The 236-nt window shown below is 69.5% G+C and carries 1 pseudogene; it reads left to right on the top strand.

Going from position 1 to position 236, the window contains the following annotated elements:
- A pseudogene (locus RRF55_RS27960) lies at nt 1-236 on the top strand (DNA alkylation repair protein); the annotation flags it as partial.

The following is a 236-nucleotide window of genomic DNA, read 5'->3' as shown; positions in this document are numbered from 1 at the left end:
ATCTGATTGGTAGCGACCCGGGGTTGTCACTGGAGCACAAGCTGGATGCGCTGCGCGCGCTGGCCGATGACGCACACTTCGGCGTGCGCGAGTGGGCGTGGCTGGCCGTGCGTCCGCATATCGTGTCCGAACCGCTGCGGGTGCTCACGCACGTGCACGGCTGGACCACCGACGCCTCGCCCAACGTGCGCCGCTTCGCCTGCGAAGCGCTGCGACCGCGGGGTGTTTGGGCAGCC

It is taken from the genome of Klebsiella sp. K47 (genome assembly GCF_051858335.1).
GTDB classification, from domain to species: Bacteria; Pseudomonadota; Gammaproteobacteria; order Enterobacterales; family Enterobacteriaceae; genus Klebsiella; species Klebsiella pneumoniae.
Note: the sequence above shows the minus strand (reverse complement) of the source record. Positions and strands in the feature narration are given on the sequence as shown.